At 63.5% G+C, this 16842-nt stretch carries 12 protein-coding genes; 8 read left to right on the top strand and 4 right to left on the bottom strand.

Annotated features, from left to right (window positions below; all coding sequences use genetic code 11):
- Positions 1-5: 5 nt before the first annotated feature.
- Entirely contained in the window at positions 6-992 is a 987-nt protein-coding gene (gene bioB, locus BXU06_RS16495; RefSeq protein WP_077302164.1) for a biotin synthase BioB, read from the bottom strand.
- 51 nt (positions 993-1043) lie between these two features.
- On the opposite strand from bioB, the gene BXU06_RS16490 reads away from it, so the two are divergent.
- The 3 genes from BXU06_RS16490 to BXU06_RS18530 all read left to right on the top strand — a co-directional run bounded on the left by BXU06_RS16490 (position 1044) and on the right by BXU06_RS18530 (position 3341).
- Positions 1044-1748, top strand: a complete 705-nt coding sequence (locus tag BXU06_RS16490) for a ComF family protein (RefSeq protein ID WP_077302161.1) — start codon at positions 1044-1046, stop codon at positions 1746-1748.
- 51 nt (positions 1749-1799) lie between these two features.
- Positions 1800-2264, top strand: coding sequence for a tRNA (cytidine(34)-2'-O)-methyltransferase (locus BXU06_RS16485; RefSeq protein ID WP_077302158.1), 465 nt, complete (start codon positions 1800-1802; stop codon positions 2262-2264).
- A 108-nt stretch (positions 2265-2372) separates the two neighbouring features.
- Positions 2373-3341 carry a septal ring lytic transglycosylase RlpA family protein gene (locus tag BXU06_RS18530; RefSeq protein WP_077302155.1) on the top strand — a complete coding sequence of 323 codons (969 nt, stop codon included), beginning with the start codon at positions 2373-2375 and terminating at the stop codon, positions 3339-3341.
- A gap of 87 nt (positions 3342-3428) precedes the next feature.
- Here the strand turns inward: BXU06_RS18530 and BXU06_RS16475 are convergent, their stop codons facing one another.
- Together BXU06_RS16475 and yihA are read right to left on the bottom strand one after the other, a co-directional pair.
- The gene (locus tag BXU06_RS16475; RefSeq protein ID WP_077302152.1) at positions 3429-8279 is read right to left on the bottom strand and encodes a hypothetical protein; all 4851 of its coding nucleotides are present in this window, start codon (positions 8277-8279) and stop codon (positions 3429-3431) included.
- Between the two features lie 155 nt (positions 8280-8434).
- Positions 8435-9106 (bottom strand): ribosome biogenesis GTP-binding protein YihA/YsxC, encoded by a 672-nt coding sequence (gene yihA / locus BXU06_RS16470; protein WP_077302149.1) that lies wholly within the window; start codon positions 9104-9106, stop codon positions 8435-8437.
- Positions 9107-9417: 311 nt separating this feature from the next.
- On the opposite strand from yihA, the gene BXU06_RS16465 reads away from it, so the two are divergent.
- From BXU06_RS16465 to BXU06_RS16445, 5 genes are all read left to right on the top strand, one after another.
- Positions 9418-10041 (top strand): cytochrome c, encoded by a 624-nt coding sequence (locus BXU06_RS16465; protein WP_077302145.1) that lies wholly within the window; start codon positions 9418-9420, stop codon positions 10039-10041.
- A gap of 243 nt (positions 10042-10284) precedes the next feature.
- Positions 10285-12309, top strand: a complete 2025-nt coding sequence (locus BXU06_RS16460; protein WP_077302142.1) for a cytochrome c biogenesis protein ResB — start codon at positions 10285-10287, stop codon at positions 12307-12309.
- Positions 12309-13451: a c-type cytochrome biogenesis protein CcsB gene (gene ccsB, locus BXU06_RS16455; RefSeq protein ID WP_077302995.1), complete on the top strand. Its 1143-nt coding sequence runs from the start codon at positions 12309-12311 to the stop codon at positions 13449-13451. The genes BXU06_RS16460 and ccsB overlap by 1 nt, the downstream gene beginning before the upstream one ends.
- Before the next feature lie 447 nt (positions 13452-13898).
- Positions 13899-14585, top strand: a complete 687-nt coding sequence (locus BXU06_RS16450; RefSeq protein WP_077302139.1) for a bifunctional 2-polyprenyl-6-hydroxyphenol methylase/3-demethylubiquinol 3-O-methyltransferase UbiG — start codon at positions 13899-13901, stop codon at positions 14583-14585.
- A gap of 260 nt (positions 14586-14845) precedes the next feature.
- Positions 14846-16042: an amino acid aminotransferase gene (locus tag BXU06_RS16445; RefSeq protein ID WP_077302136.1), complete on the top strand. Its 1197-nt coding sequence runs from the start codon at positions 14846-14848 to the stop codon at positions 16040-16042.
- A 199-nt stretch (positions 16043-16241) separates the two neighbouring features.
- On the opposite strand, the gene BXU06_RS16440 is transcribed toward BXU06_RS16445, so the two are convergent.
- The gene (locus tag BXU06_RS16440; RefSeq protein WP_077302133.1) at positions 16242-16826 is read right to left on the bottom strand and encodes a YqiA/YcfP family alpha/beta fold hydrolase; all 585 of its coding nucleotides are present in this window, start codon (positions 16824-16826) and stop codon (positions 16242-16244) included.
- Positions 16827-16842: the final 16 nt, after the last annotated feature.

The raw sequence follows: 16842 nt of genomic DNA, 5'->3' as shown, positions 1-16842 counted from the left end.
CAGCATTACAGCGGCAGCAGGTCCAATTTGGCCATCAGTTCCCGGTCGCGGTCCACGTCGGGGTTGCCGGTGGTCAGCAGTTTCTCACCATAAAAAATCGAGTTGGCCCCGGCCATGAAGCACAGCGCCTGCATGGCTTCCGGCATCTCGCGCCGGCCTGCCGACAGGCGGATGTAGCTGCGCGGCAGCACCAGCCGCGCCACGGCCACGGTGCGGACAAATTCGGTCCAGTCCAGCGCGTCGGCGTGGTCCAGCGGGGTGCCTTCCACCTTGACCAGGCTGTTCATCGGCACGGATTCTGGCTGCGGGCTGAGATTGGCCAGCTGGGCAATCAGCCCGGCGCGGTCATGGCGGGTTTCGTTCATGCCGACAATCCCGCCACAGCACACATTCAGCCCGGCGGCGCGCACCTTGCCCAGGGTGTCCAGGCGGTCTTCGTAGTCGCGGGTGGAAATGATGTCGGCGTATTTGTCTGGCGCAGTGTCCAGATTATGGTTGTAGTAATCCAGCCCGGCATCCTTGAGTTTTTCCGCCTGGCCGTTTTGCAGCAGGCCAAAGGTGGCACAGGTTTCCAGCCCCAGGGCTTTCACCTCGCGGATCATGCCCAGCGTGGCATTCAGGTCGGCGTTTTTCGGGCCGCGCCAGGCGGCCCCCATACAGAAGCGACCCGCGCCATTTTCCTTGGCGCTGCGTGCGGCGGCAATCACCTCGTCCACCGTCATCATCGGCTGGTTTTCCACCGGGGTATCGTGATGCACCGACTGCGGGCAGTAGCCGCAATCTTCCGGACAGCCGCCGGTCTTGATTGAAATCAGGGTGGACAGCTGGATGCGTTGCGGGTCGAAGTGTTCGCGGTGCAGTGCGGCGGCGCGAAATACCAGGTCGAGAAATGGCAGGCTGTACAGCGCTTCGATTTCAGCCACGCTCCAGGTGGCGGATTCCGCGTGCGGAGTGGGGCGGGCAGCAAAGGCAATCGGGGCAGAGGCATTCATGGGCGGCTCGTGGCAAGATGACGGCAGCGCACATGGTCGGAGCTTTGCACGATGCTGTCAAATTTATGGCGTGGTTTTTTGAACAGCGCAGCCCGGCTGACGCAAAGCTGCGTGTTGTGCGGCGTGGGCGGCCAGGGCTGGCTGTGTCCGGGCTGCCAGGCCGACTTGCCGCGCTTGCCTGCCGAGCGCTGCCCACAGTGTGGTCGGCCCAGTCGCGCGGGTTTGGTGTGCGGTGCCTGCCGCCAGCAGCCGCCGGCCTGGGATGCGCTGGTGGCGGCGCATCCGTATGCCTGGCCGCTGGACGAGGTGTTGCATGCATTCAAGTACCGCCGTCAGCTGACGCTGGCCCGTCCGCTGGCCGGTTTGTTGCAGGCGGCGGTGGCCGGGCGGACGCGGCCAGATTGTCTGGTGCCGATCCCCTTGTCCACTGCCCGCTGGCAGACGCGCGGCTTTAACCAAAGTGAGGAACTGGCGCGTCGGCTGGCGTATGATCTGGCGCTGCCCTGTGTCAGCGGCATGCTGCAGCGGGTGCGCGACACCCCGGCGCAGGCCGGCCTGAACCGGGCCGACCGGCTGGAAAATTTACGCGGGGCATTTACCGTTCATCGTCCGGTAACGGGGCAATTTATTGCACTGATTGATGATGTCAGCACCACCGGCGCCACACTGGCCGAAGCCGCGCAAACCCTTAAACAGCAAGGCGCGGCGCGGGTTGAGGGCTGGGTGCTGCTACGCACGCCGGACAACAGGGCTTGACTAACTTGTTGATCCCGCGAAATAATCCATCGCTGTTTGAGTATTTGACCAATGTTTACAGTCGTTTTGTTTCAGCCGGAGATTCCGCCCAACACGGGTAATGTGATTCGTTTATGTGCCAACACCGGCTGCGAGCTGCACTTGGTCAAGCCGCTTGGTTTTCCGCTTGACGACGCCAGAATGCGTCGCGCAGGGCTCGATTATCACGAGTTCGCCACCTTGGTGGTGCATGAAAACTGGGCGGATTGTGTGGCGGCGCTTGCCGGAAGGCGAATCTTCGCCGCCACCACCCGGGGCACCACCCGCCCCGATCAGGTAGCGTTCCAACCGGACGATGTCTTGCTGTTCGGTCCGGAAACCCGAGGCCTGCCCGCCGACGTGCTGGCGGGCATCCCACCGGAACGCTATCTGCGCCTGCCCATGCGACCGGACAACCGCAGTATGAATCTGTCCAACGCCGTCGCCGTTACCGTCTTCGAGGCGTGGCGGCAGCATGGCTTCGCCGGCGGCGCCTGAGCGCGAAATGGCCGGCAGCCCACTCCCCGGAGGAGAGGAATCTGCCAAAAGATTGCCGTTTCGCACCCCTTAAGACGTGTTGGCACACAACAGCAAAAGGGAGTAGCAATGCAATCTGTTCTCCGCTGGCTGTGGCTCGTGACCTTGAGCGCCTTGCTTGTTGCCTGTTCCACTCCGAACCAGACAACGGCCAGTCACAAATCCACCCCTGGGTATAAATCTGCCCGCACCACGGTCCCGGTGACCAAGGGCGGCGGCTACTACAAGGATGACGGTCCTGGCGACCGCCGTCTGCCTGCCGATCCGGATGCGATTCCGGATGCTGTCCCGGTGGATGAGCCCCTGCTCACCTCAGCCAATCGCCCGTACACCATTCAGGGCCAGACCTACGTGCCAGAAAGCAATCAGTCCCGCTATCAGGCACGCGGCAAGGCCTCGTGGTACGGCAAGAAGTTCCATGGTCGGCGCACCGCGTCGGGCGAAGCGTACGATATGTACGAAATGACCGCCGCCCACCCGACCCTGCCCATCCCCAGCTATGCCAAGGTGACCAATGTCAGCAATGGCAAGTCGGTGGTGGTGCGGATCAACGACCGTGGCCCGTTCCAGCGCACCCGGCTGATTGATCTATCGTATGCCGCTGCCTACAAGCTCGGTTACGCCAATGTCGGCCATGCCGAAGTGGTGGTGGAGCGGGTGCGCCCTGGCGATGTGGATGTAGACAGCAGCCCGGTGCGGCTGGCCAATATCACCCCACGCGATGACGCCGTGCGGGTGATGAACGCCAGCCTGACCGCGCCGATGTCCGGCATTGCCGATGTGGCCCGCGTGCCGCAACCGGCCAGTGCCGACGGCAGCGGCGTGTGGCTGCAGCTGGGCGCGTTTGGCACACCGGGCAATGCCGAGGCGTTCCGCCAACGCATGCAGTCGCTGGCCAGCAGCAACGACGTGGAAGGCCGGCTGGAGCTGGTTAACCGCGACGGGCTGTACAAGGTGCGTATCGGCCCGTTTGTCACCGTGTCCCGCGCGCGTGAAGTGGCAGAACGCCTGAACGTGCAAACGGTGGTGATGCGCTAAGTTGCTCCGGCGCTGGCCCACCCACAAAAAACCCCCGTCCGGATCACCGGCGGGGGTTTTTTGTGGGGGCCTGGGCCTTGCTGGGTGTTACGGCAGTTTGCGCACCGGTGGCTTGGCAATCAGCGCTTCCAGCGCCGCCACCATGTCTGGCGCGCCTTCAATCGGCTCATGACGCTGGCCCTGGGTGACCATCATGCTCAGCACCGCCACCGTATCGGTGGCCAGCTCCAGCACTGCCTGAGGCGACAGCGGACGGGTCAGCGCCGAGGCCAGTGCTGCGGCCAGATTGGCCATGTCCGGCACGCCGGCGTCTCTGGCGTTCCGGCCCAGCTCATCCGCCGCCGACACAAAACCGGGGCCAATGCCCTGGCTGCGGGCGTTGCGGCATTCCTGCACCATGCGCTGCACCAGCCCCTGCGCCACCACCAGGAAGGCGGCCAGGTCAATCGCCGGAATCGGTGCCGCCGGGGCGTCGGCTTCCATCGAGGCAAAAAACGCTGCCAGTTGGGTTGGGCCAAGCGGCACCACATCCGGCGTGGGCGGCGCTGGGGTTTCTGCCGGCACTTCTTCTACCGGTTCAATCTTTTCCAGCAGGGCTTCCAGCGTACCGGCGCGCAGCAGCGGAATATCGCTGACTGCAATGCTGTTGCTGAAGGTTGGCGCGGGTGCGGCGGCAGGGCTTTCTGCCGGGGCAGCGGGCGCGGTGTCTGGCATTTCCGGTTCGGCCAGGGCTTCGGCCACGGTGGGGAAGCTGCCACTGCTGCTGTTGCCGCCCAGCATCTGGCGCAGATGCGGAATGTCTTCCAGGGTAATGCTGCGCAATGGCGTGCGTTCGCTGGCCGGGATGGCATCAGCGGCCACCTCGGAAGTCGCTTCTGATGCGGCTGCTTCCGAGGCGGCTGCTTCGGCAGCCAGCGCTTCGGCCACGGTTTCCAGCGGCACACTCAGGACGTCGGCCTGGCTGTCTGTTGCCTCATCGGCCCCGTCATCGTCGGCAGCCTGCGTGGCTGGCTCGGGCGCGGGTTCCTGCTCGGGGGCGCAGCCCAGTTCCGGCAGTTCGGCAAAGCCGGGCAGCGCGGCTGTTTCTTCATCGGCAGGCCAGTGGGTCAGCACTTCGGCTGCCGCTTCCGGTTCGGCTTCCAGGTCGGTTGCTGGTGTCGGGCTGGCCAGCGGCGCTTCCTTGGCCAGACGCGACAGCTCGGCCAGCGGCGGCTGGGTCCAGTCGTCGTCGTCCTCGGTCACGGTCTGCGCCACAGCGGGCGACGGCGGGTCAATCACCTGCACCGAATCCAGTTCGGCCAGTGCGGCAGCATCGTCGCTGGCGTCGAGTACGGCGGGAAGGGGAGAGTCTTCTTCTGCCTCCGCATCCGCATCGGTGGCCAGGGGGGCGGGCACATCGGTTTCGACCGGCGCTTCAGCGGTGTCCAGCAGTGCCGGGTCAAGCGGCACGCTGCCATCGGCCAGCGCCAGGGCTTCTGGCACGGGCGATTCATCCCGTGTGCTGACCTGCTCGGTGGCGGGCGGCGTGTCTTCTACTGGCGGGAGGTCTTCTTCCGGCCAGACGGGTGCATCTTCCAGCACATCGCTCAGGCTCAGTGCCGGGATATCCAGCGGAGCCACTTCGGCCTCCACGCCCAGTTCCAGCATCAGTTCGGCCTGTGGCTGGTCAAGGCTGGCGGGCTCGCCAGGCAGATCGTCGGCATCGGCAGCCAGCGTGGGCAGCTCCAGCGTCAGCGCCACGTCAGTGGCGTCCGGGTCAGCGATTTCAGGGGCTTCAAGCGTCTCGGTGTCATCCGGTTCGGCCTGTGGCGCAGTGTCCTGTTCGAGCTCGCTCAGTTCAGGCACGGTGTCTGCCTGCACCACCGTGTTGGTGTCTTCTGCTTCGGCTTCTTCGGTCAGCATCAGCGGCGGTGCATCCGCGTGCTGATCGGCCTGCGTGGTGTCGACAGGCGCAGCCTCTTCCATGCTGATGGGCGCGGGGGGCGGGCCGGCCAGTAGCTCACGGGTGCGGGCCTGCACGGCGGCGCGCTGGGTGGTGCTGGGCGTGGGCAGGCTGAGCAGCGCATCTCCCAGGGTTTCCAGCGCCTGGCTGACCGCCTCTGCCGCCCAGGCCGATGGCCCGGAAATTGGCAGGCTGTCGGCCTGGGCAATCAGCGCCTCCACCAGGGCGGGCAGGCCAGTGGCCGGCAGGTCGGCCAGACGCTGGGCCAGACGGCCCAGGCCACGGCGGAACATGCTGTAGTGCGCCGGGCTGCCTTGCACCATCGACCACCAGTTGCCTTCCAGTGACTGGGCCAGCATGGCCAGAATATCACTGTCGTGGCTGGCCGGGGGCGATGCGGCAGCCATCGGCGCGCGGTGTTCTTCTTCCAGCAGCGGCAAGGGCAGCTCAGCCGGTTCTGCCACGCTGAGGCTGGCGGCGGGCAAGGCTTGCGTGGGGGATGTCTGTGCTGGCGGGGCGTTTTCGGTGCTGGCCGCCGGCTCAATCGTGGTGGGGGTCTGAGGCTCGTCGTGCAGTGCGTCCAGCAGCGGCGGTGCGGCCAGATCCAGGTCCAGATCCAGCAGGGCGGCGGCGGGTGCCGCCACCGGCTCCTCGCCGGTGTCGGCCTGGGCTTGAGCGGCCTGAGCGGGCTGTTCTGTCGCGTTGTCGTGGAGGGACGGTTCTTCCAGCGCATCCAGCACCGGCAGCGGGTCGAGCAAGTCATCGTCAGCCTGGGCGTGCCCAGCCGCTGCGGCGTCGTGTTCATCCAGCGCTGAGGGGACGTCGGCCAGTGCGGCGGCGCTGGTGCTGAAGGCAAAGTCCAGTGCGTCGTCGGTCTGGTCTGCGGCGTCCAGCGCCAATTCGGCCATCAGGGCGTCGTCAAAATCGACGGCGTGTGTGTCAGCCAGGCTTTCTGGTGCGGTCACGGTCAGATCGTGGGCGGATTCGGTCTCCGTCAGCGGGTCGTCCAAATCTTGTGATGGCTCCGCACTGGCGTCAGTGGCCAGCGCCTCGGCAACCGGTGGCGGCTCAGCGGCCATGTCCTGCAGTGCCTCGGCCAGAATGTCGTCGTGGTCGAGGGTCAGCACTTCCCGTTCAACCGGGGCGGCGGGCTCGGCGCTTGGCGGGTCGAGCATCAGCATGTCGTCAAGGTCAAACGCCAGCGTGGCCGGGGCGTCATCTGCCGCCTTGGCCGGTACGTCATTGGCCGCAGAGGGGTCAACCGTCAGCCATTCATCCAGCGTCAGTGCCTGCGCATGATCGTCAGCCGCCGTCACGGCGGATTCGCTGGCTGGTGCCGCCAGGGCGTCACTCATTTGGCGCTCAGTGTCCGACGCGTCCAGCATCAGCATGTCGTCGAGGTCAAACGCCAGTGTTGCCGGTGCGTCAGCCGGTGACGCAAGCGTGTCGATCACTGGCGCATCCCGCATCGGCAATTCAGCGGTAAGCGAGGGCAGCAGATCATCCAGCGCCAGGGCGCTGTCATCGGCAAGCGGGGGCACGCTGGTGGCTGGGGCTGGCTGGCTGGCTTGTGCGGGTGTTTCCGTCGGGGCGACAGCTGGCTCAGCCAGCATCAGCATCTCGTCAAGGTCAAATTCCAGCGCCGCTTGCATTTCTGCTGCCGGGTGGTCCGCGTGATCGTGATCGTTGGGCGTGGCATCTACCAGCGGGGCATCCAGCACCGGCAATTCAGGTGCCGATTCAGCGCTCAACCATGCTTCTGGTGCCGGTTCCTGTTCTTCAGCACGGTCGGCGGCGTCGGCTTGTTCGGACGCCGCAGCTGGCTGATCCAGCATCAACATATCGTCAAGGTCAAATGCCTGCGGGACGGTGGGGCTGGCCGGTTCAGACGCGGGGGCGTCTTCCAGCAGGGGCGGCAGGGCCAGGACGTCCTCAAGCAGGCGCTGCATTGGCGTGGCATGGTCGGCGGTGGGTTCACTCTCTGCCAGTGCCACTGGCGTGGCGGCGGGGGCTTCATCGGCCAGTGCAACTGGCGGGTCGAGCATCAACAGCTCGTCCAGGTCAAATGCCAGTGCAGCCTCAGCATCGGCTGGGGCGCTGTCTGGTGTGGGGGGCTCCGCTGCAGCGGCCAGCATGTCGTTGAATGCCTGGGCCAGTTCGTCATCGTCGGCCACGGCGGTCAGCGCCGGCGCATCGGGAAGGGCGGTCAGCACGGGAGCGTCGCTGGCGTCCAGCATCGGTGCCAAGGCCGGCTGCGCGCTTTCCTGCTGGCGATTGTCCGCGTCATCTGTGTCCAGCGGCTGGGCCAGGGTGGGCGGCAGGCTGGCGGGGGCACTGGCGTTGTTGTCCAGTTCGGCAATCAGCAGGTCGTCAAAGGCAAAGTCCAGCGGTTCGTCGCCATCCACGGCAGGCAAGCTGTTCTCGATCCCGGCATCCAGCGGAAGGTCGTCTGCCATCGGCTCCAGCATGGGCACGGTATCCACCGGCATGGCGCGGTCGCGTTCGGCGCTGGCCAGCAGGGCGTGGACAAAGGCGTCGAGGTCGGCGTTTTCCAGGGCCACCTCGGGCAGGCTGGTGTCAGCGGCGGCCTGTGGGATGGCGGCGGTTTCCAGCAGGGCGGGCGGCTCGGCCAGGGCTGGCGCAAAGGCGTCAACCGCCGGTTCCGGCGCGGCGTTGTCCCACTGCTGTTCGGCAGGGGTGGGCGCGGCGGACAGAATCGGCGGCGTGTCTGGCGCGGCAGGCGCGGGCGCAGCAGTGACCGGCGTTTCCGTCACTGGGGGCGGGGCCGTCGGGCGCGGTTTGGCCCCCTTGCGGCGGAAAATCCGGGCAAAGGCGTCCTCTTCGCGCTGCTGCAGCGCAAGAAGATCCACCTCGGGCGGATTCACCGGCGAGTGGGCCGGCAAACCCGCTGGCGGGGTCAGTTCGGTCAGTTCAATATCCACATCCAGGGTCACTGGTTGCGAGCGGGCAGCAGAAGGCAGGGAAGAGGTCGTCATGACGGGGCGCGGCGCTTCGGGATGACATGGCAAAAGCCGATGCGCCATGATACTGAATTGCGCCCGGTTACGGTAGCGGCAATGCTTGGCGCATGCTGCGCTGCGGGCAAACCGGAGCCAGTTTGCCCGTCATTGGCAGGGCCGGATGGCGGAATTTACGCTGGGGCGGATGTGCTGCCGTCGGCGTCGTCGTCGGCATCCGCGTCGGCGGCGGCCATCAGGGCGGCCAGATGGGCGTCTTCGGCGTCAAACCAGGTTTTGACGATGTCTTCCACTGTGTCCATGCCTTGTTTTTTCAGGCTGGAGAACAGCTGGACGCTGACATTGCTCCACTGGGCCAGCTCGGCCTTGACGTTGCGCAGGGTCTGGGTTTGCTCCTGGCGCGACAGCTTGTCGGCCTTGGACAGCAGGATATGCACCGGGCGACCGGTTGGCGCAATGTAGTTGAGCATGCGCAGGTCGAGGTCTTTCAGCGGATGGCGGGCATCCATGATCAACAACAGGCCAATCAGCGACTGGCGTTCGCCCAGGTAGCGGCCCAGCAGTTCCACCCAATGGGCGCGCACCGCTTCGGGCACATTGGCAAACCCATAACCGGGCAAGTCCACCAGAAAACGTTCCTGGCCCAGGTCAAAAAAGTTGATGTGCTGGGTGCGGCCAGGGGTTTTCGACACATAGGCCAGCCGGGTGCGGTTGGCCAGGGTGTTGATGGCGCTGGACTTGCCTGCGTTGGAACGCCCCACAAAGGCCACCTCGGCACGGGTGTCCGGGAGGTCTTTCAGGTGGTTGACGGTGGTGAAAAAAGCAGCATTCTGAAACAACGACATAAGCGCGATCCGTGCCGGCCCACTGGGCCGAGTGGCAAATAAAGGCTATTGTCCGGGTGCGCCGGGCGGGAAGCCAGCGGTTTTTTTGCACCGGCGTGGTGCAGTGCACGATTTCTGCGGGCGACAGACTGCGTATTTCCCCGCAAAACCCTGCTCGGGCCAGTGGTAACAGCAAATCCCTTTGGTATAGAATAGTAAGGTTAAAAATTCTACTCATCTGACCGCAATTTTAGGGTTGCTGGCACAGTCCGTCATTTCGTGGTTCCGGCGGGCCATGCTGGTGGCGCTGAGCAAAATCTCAAGGAGTTCTCATGAAGGTTACCAAGCTGCTGGCTGTGGCCGGCCTCGCGACGGCAGGGTTTGCATTTGCCAATTCGCCGGCTGCTCCGACTGCCAAGGCCGACCCGGTTAAAGGCAAGGCCCTGGCCGAGCAAGTGTGCGCCGCCTGTCACGGCGCGGATGGCAACAGCGTTGCCGCCGCCAATCCGTCGCTGGCCGGCCAGCACGCCGACTACATCGTCAAGCAACTGACCGAATTCAAGTCCGGCACCCGTAAAAACCCGATCATGATGGGCATGGCCGCACCGCTGTCGCCGGAAGACATGAAAAACGTCGGGGCGTATTTCTCCGAGCAAAAGATCAAGCCGCGCGATGCCGCCGACAAGACCCTGCTGGTTGAAGGCAAGAAAATCTACAAGGGTGGCGTGGCCAACACCAAGATTCCGGCATGTATGGCCTGCCACGGCCCCAACGGTGCCGGCCTGCCGGTGCAGTATCCGCGTCTGGGTGGCCAGCACGCGGGCTATATCAGCGCCCAGATGAACGCTTTCCGCAGCGGCGAACGTGCCAACAACACGGTGATGCGCGACATCGCCCTGAAAATGAACGACGCCCAGATCAAGGCCGTGTCGGAATACATTTCCGGTCTGCGTTGATCGACGCAACTTCTGTCCCCCGCTCTGGTCATAGCCGCGCTGGCTGAGCCGGGGACACGGGAAGCTTCCCGTCAACGGCCCGCAGGCACTTCTGGTGCAGGCGGGCCGTTTGACTGTCTGCCCCCCCGGCAGACAGCGGCTGTGCGATACTGCCAGCCCCTTGCCACCGGGCCTTGCTGGCCGGATGGCGCACCAAACCCTTTCGCCGCGCCGTGGCGAACCTTACTGTGATCTGAATTGTTTATGCGCACGCCTTCCCGCCAGGGCAGCCTGGCTGCCAGCCTGTTCGAGCTGTTCAGCTCGATGCGTTTTGCCATCAGCCTGCTGACCCTGCTGTCGATTGCCTCAGTGGTGGGCACGGTGCTGCGGCAAAACGAGCCCTACCCCAATTATGTGGTCGAATTTGGCCAGTTCTGGTTTACCGCGTTTGAGTGGCTGGGGCTGTTTGATGTGTACCATTCCGCCTGGTTTCTGACCATTCTGGCTTTTCTGGTGCTGTCCACCAGCCTGTGCATCTGGCGCAATACGCCGGGCTTTATCAAGGACATGAAAGGCTTTCGGGAAAAAGCCAGCGACAGCTCGCTGGCGGCCATGTCGCACAGCGAGCTGCTGGACGCGGCGACGCTGCCTGCCGAACAGGCCGGGGCCTATCTGCGCCAGCAGGGGTTTCAGGTGCGTCAGGTGCCGCGCGAAGATGGCGTGCTGGTGGCCGCCAAAAAAGGCGCGGCCAACAAGCTGGGCTATTTTCTGGCGCACATCGCCATGGTGGTGATCTGCCTGGGTGGCCTGCTGGATGGCAACCTGCCGCTGAAAGTGGGGGAACTGCTGGGTAAGGTGGTGCCGGAAACCCGGGATATCCCGCAAAGCCAGATTCCGCCGCAAAGCCGTTTGTCCACCGACAACCTGTCGTTTCGCGGCAATGTCACCATTCCGGAAAACAGCAGCGCCGATGTGGTGTTCCTCAACGCCGGCAAGGGCTATCTGGTGCAGGATTTGCCGTTTGCCGTCACCCTGAAAAAATTCCACGTTGATTACTACAGTACCGGCATGCCCAAGCTGTTTGCCAGCGATCTGGTGGTGACCGACAAGCAGACCGGCAAGGAAACTGTGGCCACGGTCAAGGTGAATCACCCGCTGATTGTCGATGGCGTGGCGATTTATCAGGCCAGCTTTGGCGACGGTGGCTCACCGCTGCGCTTCAAGGCGTGGAACTGGGAGCAGCCGCAAGCCGACCCCTTGCCGCTGGACGGCAAATCCATGGGCAGCCAGCCCTTACTGGTCAACGGCAAGCGCTACCAGCTGGAGTTTGGCGAACTGCGCGTGTTCAATATCGAGAATCTGGGCAAGAACGCGGTAATGGGGGTCAATCAGACCTTCCAGGAAGTGATGCAGAACGCCAGTCAGGTGAAGCACGACAAACAGCTGAAAAACCTCGGCCCGTCGATCACCTACAAGCTGCGCGACAGCCAGGGCCAGGCGCGTGAGTTCCATTCGTACATGGCCCCCATGCTGCAGGATGGCCAGTCCTATCTGGTGACCGGGGTACGCAGTGAAGTGGCCGAGCCCTTTGCCTACCTGCGCCTGCCGCTGGACGAACAGGGCAGCATCCACAGCTTCATGCGCTTGCGCACCGCGCTGCTGGACAGTGGCATCCAGCGCGAAGTGGCGCGGCGGGTAGCCGAGCAGGCGCTGGCCGGCCAGGCCATTGGCCGCGACATGCGCGAGCCGTTTGAACAGAGCGTGCGCTGGGTGCTCGACCGCTTTGGCCAGGGGGGCTTTGCCGCGCTGGAAAAATTCATGGACGAACGGGTACCCAAGGACAAGCGTCAGGAAGTGGCGCAAACCTATGTGAAAATTGTCCAGGGTGCCGTGGTGGAAGTGGACGCACTGGCCCGCGCCAAAGCGGGTTTGCCACGCCAGGCCATGACCGAACGCCATTACCGCTTTCTGCTGGATAGCCTGGTGGCCACCAGCGCCACGTTTGACTATGGCTCGCCGCTGTTCCTGCAACTGGACGGTTTTGACGAGGTCAAAGCCAGCGGGCTGCAGATCACCCGCTCGCCAGGTAAGACTATTGTCTATCTTGGCTCAATGCTGTTGGTTCTGGGTATCATCTGCATGTTTTATATTCGTGAGCTGCGAATCTGGGTGCTGATCAAACCCGATCAGGTTCGGGTGGCCATGGCGTCCAACCGCAAAACCAGCGATCTGGACCGGGACTTTACCCACCACCGCAACGCGCTCCAACAACTGGCAAGAGGTGAATGATGGAACTGGTTCAGATGCAGGCACCGGGGTTTTCCCTGCGTCAGCTTGACTGGCGGGATTGGGGCTACGCGCTGCTGATTCTGGTGGCTGCCGGGGTGGCCTACTCGCGTTATGGTCATGCCATGGATGGCTACGAACAGGCGATTCTGGCCGGCTCGGTGGTCGGCCTGACCGCGCTGGGCTGGTTCTGGAAAAGCTGGCAATGGTACTTCCCCGCCGCTGGCCTGCTGGCCCTGGCTGGCATCAACCTGTACGACGGCGACCTGGCACGCGGCCAGACCAGCTTTGGCCTGAAGTTTCTGCTCAGCAGCCAGTCGGCCATCATGTGGATGTGCTTCCTGTTTTTTCTGGCCACGGTGGTGTACTGGCTGGGCCTGCTGCGTCGTTCCGGCTTTTTGACCAGGGTGGGCAGCGGCCTGACCTGGGCTGCCGCGCTCTTGGGGCTGGCCGGGCTGTGCGTGCGCTGGTTTGAAAGCTATCTGATTGGCCCGGACGTTGGCCATATTCCGGTGTCCAATCTGTACGAAGTATTTGTGCTGTTCTGTCTGATCACCGCGCTGATGTATCTGTACTACGAAGGCCGCTACGCCACCCGGCAAATGGGCGCGTTTGTGCTGCTGGTGATCTCGGCGGCGGTGGTTTTCATCCTGTGGTACACCTTCGACCGTCAGGCGCATGAAATCCAGCCGCTGATTCCGGCGCTGCAGTCGTGGTGGATGAAAATCCACGTGCCGGCCAACTTTGTCGGCTATGGTGCCTTTGCCCTGTCGGCCATGCTGGGGGTGGCTCAGTTGCTGTCGATGCGTGGCATCCTTACCAGCAAGCTGCCCAAGCCGGAAGTGATTGAAGAAGTGATGTACAAGGCCATTGCCATTGGCTTTCTGTTTTTCACCATCGCCACCGTACTGGGTGCGATGTGGGCGGCAGATGCCTGGGGGGGCTACTGGAGCTGGGATCCAAAAGAAACCTGGGCGCTGATTGTCTGGCTGAATTACGCCGCCTGGTTGCATGTGCGCCTGGTCAAGGGTTGGCGCGGTGCGGTGCTGGCCTGGTGGGCGATTATTGGCCTGTTTGTCACCGCCTTTGCCTTTGTCGGGGTGAATATGTTCCTCACCGGGCTGCACTCCTACGGCACGCTGTAAGCACACGAATCAGGCTGGTGAAAAAAAATTGTAAAAATTTCTTGTGTTTTGGCGCAAACAGCGCTTTACTGGTAACAGGGTGGTAGCAAATCACTGCCCTGCGACTCAGGTGCTGAAATCGCCTGCCTCGCGTGTGTATTGCCGGTGGTCTGATCGGCGGGTTTCAATCGGGCAACTGCCCTCCCCGCCTCACCTGCGCCCTCCAGGCGCGTAGACCGAATACCGGCCGGAGCTGCGTCATTGTGCAGCGCGTCGCCAACCCGGTACCTGCCTGTATGTGTACGGTACTTCTTCAGTTGTGTATCACTTGAAGTTCACGAGTTGTTTTTACGTCATGCTCCGCCCCGAGGCCGCCCTGTGCGGCCTCGTTCCATTTCTGGCTTTTCCCGGCTTCTCCTGCGCACCCAACAGTTTATAATTTGGCTAACCTTTCTCCAGGAGCCCGCCATGACCGACCCTCGACCCATTCGCCGCAACCCCGACGTGCTGACCGACACCCTGGCGGTAGCCGGCAAGCAGGTGATTGATGTCGGCTGCGGCAATGGCCATCTGGTGCGCCACCTGGCCCGCCATGGCGCACAGGTGCTGGGTGTGGAGTGCAGCCCGCAACAACTGGCCAGCGCCTGGGCCGCCAGCCCGGTAGCAGCAGAAAAAATTGTTGAAGGCGTGGGTCAGGCGCTGCCGGCAGACGACGCCAGCGCCGATATCGTGGTGTTTTTCAACTCCCTGCACCATATTCCCGGCGAGCTGATGCACGCCGCGCTGGATGAAGCCTGCCGGGTGTTGCGTCCGGATGGGCAGGTTTATGTGGCCGAACCGCTGGCCGAGGGCGAGTTTTTTGCCTTGTGCCGCGCGGTGGACGACGAAACCCACGTCCGCGCCGCTGCCCAGGCCGCCGTGCTGGGCCATTCCGGCCTGGTGTTGCAGCGCAGTTTTGACTACCGCCACCCGGTATTGCTGGCCGACTTTGCCGCGTTTCGCGCCAAGCTGGTGTCAGCCAACCAGGAACGCGCTACCCGCTTTGCCGCCCATGAAGACGCCCTGAGCGCCCTGTTTGCCCAATCGGGCCAGGCCAGCGCCGAAGGTCGGGCGTTTTTGCAGCCCATGCGTGTGCATGTGCTCGGACGGCGCTGAGCCACCAGCGGGCCCTGCGCGTCTTCGCCGGGCGGTCGCGCCTCTGGCGCATTCCGCCCGCCCCCGGCAGGACGATCTGGCATTATTGTCGCCAAAACCCCCGCTCACGGCGCATAAGCAATTGCCCGTTGCCCCGGTTTGGGGGATGATTACTGTTCATTGTCGATTCACTGCACTGTCATGGTGCGGCAATGCGTTCCATGCCCCGGCGGCGGCAACCCGTGTCGTCGCCTACACCCTCTACAGGATGCTGTTTTGCCATGTTTGAACATGTAGATGCCTACGCCGGCGACCCGATTCTGACCCTGGTCGAAACCTTCAACAAAGACGCCCGTGAAACCAAGGTGAACCTGGGCATCGGCCTCTACTACGACGAAGCTGGCCGGATTCCGCTGCTGGAATCGGTGCGTCAGGCCGAAGCGGCCCGCGCCGCCCAGCCGACCGCCCGTCCGTACCAGCCGATGGAAGGTGCCGCCAACTATCGTCAGGCCGTGCAACACCTGCTGTTTGGTGCCGAACATCCGGCAGTGACCGAAGGCCGTATTGCCACCATCCAGACCATCGGTGGCTCTGGTGCGATCAAGATCGGTGCCGACCTGCTCAAGCGCTACTTCCCGGCCAGCGAAGTGTGGGTCAGCAGCCCCACCTGGGATAACCACCGCTCGATGTTCGAAGGCGCTGGCTTCAAGGTGCATGACTACCCGTACTACGACGCCAGCACCGGCGGCGTGAACTTTGCCGCCATGCTCGACACGCTGCAGTCGCTGCCGGCGCAAAGCATCGTGCTGCTGCACCCGTGCTGCCACAACCCCACCGGTGTAGACCTGACCCAGGCACAATGGCTGGAAGTCATCGCCGTGGCCAAGGCCAAGCAACTGATTCCGTTCATGGATATCGCCTACCAGGGCTTTGGCGATGGCCTGAACGAAGATGCATTTGCCATTCGCGCCATGACCGAAGCCGGCGTGAGCTTCCTGCTGAGCAACTCGTTCTCCAAGAACCTGTCGCTGTACGGCGAGCGCTGTGGCGGCCTGTCGATCATCTGCCAGAACGCTGAAGAAGCCAGCCGCGTGCTGGGCCAGATGAAGTTCACCGTGCGCCGCAACTACTCCAGCCCGCCCACCCATGGCGGCCAGGTGACCGCTGCGGTGATGAACACGCCGGAACTGCGCGCCACCTGGGAAGGCGAAGTGGCCGAAATGCGCGAGCGCATCAAGGCCATGCGCCAGAAGCTGTTTGAAGTGCTGACCGCCAAGGTGCCGGGCCGCGACTTCAGCTACTTCGTCAAGCAACGTGGCATGTTCAGCTACACCGGCCTGTCCCCGGAACAAGTGGACCGCCTGCGTGAAGAGTTTGCCGTGTATCTGGTGCGCTCCGGCCGCATGTGCGTGGCCGGCCTGAACACCCGCAACGTGGAATACGTGGCCGACGCCATGGCTGCGGTGCTCAAGGGCTGATTTTTCTCGCCTTACCCGCTGCAACACAAAAGCCCGCCGGTTTAACCTGGCGGGCTTTTTTTTGATGGGGTAATGCGCTGGCGGCGTTAGGGAAACGCTGAAAAAACCGTCGTTCCCGCGAAGGCGGGGATCCAGAATGTTGATTTTACTGGGTTTTTCTTTTGGCAAAAACGATTTTTCTGAATCAATCAGCGCGTCTTTAGCTGGCCCTGGCAGCACCAAATGCCAGAATCTCGGCCACATAGTCGGCAAATCCGGCAAAGGTATGCCCGCCGGTTGGCGTGACCGTCTGCCGGCATCCGGCGTAGTGCGCCACCATCTCGTTGCAGTCCAGCACCTCGTCGTCCTGCGCCGCCAGCAGCCAGAAGCGCGCCGGATCAGGCGCGCTGACCCGATAGCGTTCCAACTGGCGAAAATATTCCGGCCGCACTAGCACCCGCTCGCCGGTCACATAGTGGGTTTGCCAGCCCGCGTAATGTTGCAAGGACTGATCGGGCCGCACTGCCGGGTTGATCACCACGGCGGGCGCGTTCCATTTTTCTGCCAGCCAGGTGGCGTAAAACCCGCCCAGCGAACTGCCAATCAGCAGCACCGGCTCGTCGATGCACTCCATCAACGCCGACTCTGCCGCATGGATGGCCGCATCGGGTTCCACCGGCAGCAGCGGCGCATGAAACAGCCCAAGCTGTCCCTGGGCGGTTAACGCATCGGCCAGCGCCTGTGCCTTAGTGGTGGCCGGGCTGGACAGAAAGCCATGGAGATAGACAATGTGGGGAAGGTTCATGATTGCGTCGTGCTCC

Source organism: Aquaspirillum sp. LM1 (assembly GCF_002002905.1).
Classification (GTDB): Bacteria; Pseudomonadota; Gammaproteobacteria; order Burkholderiales; family Aquaspirillaceae; genus Rivihabitans.
The sequence above is the reverse complement of the archived record's forward strand: the minus strand, read 5'-3'. Positions and strand labels throughout refer to the sequence as shown.

Coding starts and splice junctions, on each gene's coding strand:
- BXU06_RS16485 (WP_077302158.1), top strand. CDS start 1,800: ATGTTTACAGTCGTTTTGTTTCAGCCGGAGATTCCGCCCAACACGGGT.
- BXU06_RS16450 (WP_077302139.1), top strand. CDS start 13,899: ATGACCGACCCTCGACCCATTCGCCGCAACCCCGACGTGCTGACCGAC.
- BXU06_RS16445 (WP_077302136.1), top strand. CDS start 14,846: ATGTTTGAACATGTAGATGCCTACGCCGGCGACCCGATTCTGACCCTG.
- yihA (WP_077302149.1), bottom strand. CDS start 9,106: ATGTCGTTGTTTCAGAATGCTGCTTTTTTCACCACCGTCAACCACCTG.
- BXU06_RS16460 (WP_077302142.1), top strand. CDS start 10,285: ATGCGCACGCCTTCCCGCCAGGGCAGCCTGGCTGCCAGCCTGTTCGAG.
- BXU06_RS18530 (WP_077302155.1), top strand. CDS start 2,373: ATGCAATCTGTTCTCCGCTGGCTGTGGCTCGTGACCTTGAGCGCCTTG.
- BXU06_RS16465 (WP_077302145.1), top strand. CDS start 9,418: ATGAAGGTTACCAAGCTGCTGGCTGTGGCCGGCCTCGCGACGGCAGGG.
- bioB (WP_077302164.1), bottom strand. CDS start 992: ATGAATGCCTCTGCCCCGATTGCCTTTGCTGCCCGCCCCACTCCGCAC.
- BXU06_RS16490 (WP_077302161.1), top strand. CDS start 1,044: ATGCTGTCAAATTTATGGCGTGGTTTTTTGAACAGCGCAGCCCGGCTG.
- ccsB (WP_077302995.1), top strand. CDS start 12,309: ATGGAACTGGTTCAGATGCAGGCACCGGGGTTTTCCCTGCGTCAGCTT.
- BXU06_RS16440 (WP_077302133.1), bottom strand. CDS start 16,826: ATGAACCTTCCCCACATTGTCTATCTCCATGGCTTTCTGTCCAGCCCG.
- BXU06_RS16475 (WP_077302152.1), bottom strand. CDS start 8,279: ATGACGACCTCTTCCCTGCCTTCTGCTGCCCGCTCGCAACCAGTGACC.